3 protein-coding genes are annotated in these 2319 nt (G+C 35.2%); all 3 read right to left on the bottom strand.

The window, feature by feature from the left end; translation table 11 throughout:
• Nucleotides 1-107 precede the first annotated feature (107 nt).
• The 3 genes from ACFIN0_RS09560 to ACFIN0_RS09550 all read right to left on the bottom strand — a co-directional run bounded on the left by ACFIN0_RS09560 (nt 108) and on the right by ACFIN0_RS09550 (nt 2241).
• Nucleotides 108-860 (bottom strand): Rha family transcriptional regulator, encoded by a 753-nt coding sequence (locus ACFIN0_RS09560; RefSeq protein ID WP_375702430.1) that lies wholly within the window; start codon nt 858-860, stop codon nt 108-110.
• Nucleotides 861-1230: 370 nt separating this feature from the next.
• Nucleotides 1231-1557 carry a hypothetical protein gene (locus ACFIN0_RS09555; RefSeq protein ID WP_375611021.1) on the bottom strand — a complete coding sequence of 109 codons (327 nt, stop codon included), beginning with the start codon at nt 1555-1557 and terminating at the stop codon, nt 1231-1233.
• 294 nt (nt 1558-1851) lie between these two features.
• Nucleotides 1852-2241, bottom strand: a complete 390-nt coding sequence (locus ACFIN0_RS09550; protein WP_375702429.1) for a hypothetical protein — start codon at nt 2239-2241, stop codon at nt 1852-1854.
• Nucleotides 2242-2319 lie beyond the last annotated feature (78 nt).

The raw sequence follows: 2319 nt of genomic DNA, 5'->3' as shown, positions 1-2319 counted from the left end.
GCTTGCATTTTTACACGTTTTGTGTAATATATTTTAACATTTAAAATGTATAAGTTTCCAGTTGCAAACAAAAGCCGCGTCTTTAAAGGATACGGCTTTTTTGTTAATTATTGCATATTTCCATAGATTTGCTCTCTTAAGCAAGCTAATCCTTTGGAAGTGATTTTAGTTGATGGTACGGTTTTTTCTGTACCATCATTTTTTTGAATAGTAATGGCTGTGCAATCCATAAGACCTTTTTGGATTTTATCTTGATAAGGCAATAATGGACCGCTTGGCACTCTTTTGTAAACCCAACCATATCTACGCAAGTAATCTGATAAATCCTTAGGCCTTACTTCCAATATTTTTGCAGCATCTATAATACCAAACAAGCCGTCGGAACGTTTTAAACCATCAAGAGCTATTGCTTTTGGTTTTAACTCTGCGATTATGATGTCTTTACGCTCATTTTCGTTTTTTAGATGAGTTAATACACCTAACATTACCTGCGGGCTTGAGTAATCGATTTGTTGTGGTGTTGAAACTTGCTTTTCTAATTCCTGCCAACGGTCAATTATTTTTGCACGCAATGTAGTGCTGTAGCCTGAAACGAGGATTAAGCATTCACGTTTTGGAAGAAGATATTCAGTTTTCTTGCGATTCATGCTATCAAAAAAGATGCCCTCAAATTTGAGGATATCTTTTTCATCATACAATTCAAGCAAAATATTCTTGATATCACGCATAACATTATCATGCCGTTTACCACACAATTCTGCGATTTCACGACTAGACATGGTTTGAATGCTATCATCTATTTTGATTTGATTTACGTTTGTTAAATTTGTTTGATTTGTGTTAATTAAATATTGTGACATGATACTGTCTCCTTACTATAATTTTTGAATCGACACTCTAAAAAGAGTGCCGGGCGCTCAAAACACGGTAGTAAGTCCGTTGTTACGCTTTTCCCTTAAGGGTCTTGTATAGCATAACTACACCCGACAATCCCCTCTTATATGCTATAAAGCATACTGGAGTCAAAACCTTATAATTCGCAAAAAGATTGTTTTAACAAACTATTTGCTTACTACCTATGTGTTTTGAAGCACCTACTGATTCGTTTAACAGAGCGATTCGATTGTTGTCAATATGTATTTTACACTTTTTTAACTTTTTTCATTTCGATACTTATCTTATTGAATCTAAAGTTAAAAAGCAGGCGCCCCCGCCGCGCCCGTGTGTTATTTAAGCAGCCTCATTTAGGCTATGCACATTATCAAAAATAGGATTATAAATTTTTAGCAATGAAACTATTGATTCAATTGGTTCAGATTGACCGAACTCTGTCATAATTGCTAAGATTTTTGTAAAATTTGGAATTTCGTTTTGTAATTTAAAAAACAAGACTTTCTCAAGAGCAGCCATAAGTTCCACTAAAGAAACGTGATAGTTATCTTCAGTATCAATATCAAAATCAATATCATCGCTATTTGCTTCTTTACACACTGCCAGCCACAAATCACATAAGAAATCAGTGGTTATTTTGATATCGTTTTTTTCTTTAGAATGCATTTTAACACCTAGTTATTTAGAGTTTTTAATTGACAGCCCATAAGGGCGCCGGGCGCTAAAAACACGGTAACTAGTCCGTTGCTTATACTTTTCCCTCGCGAAGGGTATTGTATGGTATAAGCACACCCGACACAAATCATCATACGCTATTCAAAGCATAAAAGACAGCCAGTATTTTAAAGAAATGGGAGAAACCTTTTCGTGGTTTATCCGCTAGTTATCGTGGTTTTTAATCACTTGCCAACCTTATTAAACGACCTTTTCTTTAAAGTCAATACGTATTTTTTATTTTTTTCAATTTTTTTCATTTTGATACCTACCTAGTTGAATACCAAGTGCTTTCTCTAGCTCGTTGTCTATATCATCATAAGTTTTCACTGCTTTAACTGTACGTTTTTTGATTTCCCTATTCACCTCGTCTATCAACGCTTCACAACTCAAAACGCTTTTCGGAATACCACCCCCATATATCCAAGCTTTCACTTGCGCCTTGGTACTGTAATCAACATTCTCAGGCATCTCATGATACTGACCACCGTCAAATTCTTCATATTCTCTTGATCCATCTTCGTATTCATAGAGATTGTAAAAATACTCAGCTACCCCTAATCCCCATGGTGCATATCCAACCGCTGTTGCAACGAACTTTTTTTGCATAGGCTGTTTACGTTTTTTTAAAAACATTTGGTTTAATATCCCCTATCTAAATCCATAACTTTACCAATGGGTTTATTTGCCTCAAAATGGACCGTACAGAAGCGT

The organism is Bartonella sp. AA89HNZF, assembly GCF_042196905.1.
Taxonomy (GTDB): Bacteria; Pseudomonadota; Alphaproteobacteria; order Rhizobiales; family Rhizobiaceae; genus Bartonella.
This window is presented reverse-complemented; position numbering and strand designations above follow the sequence as displayed.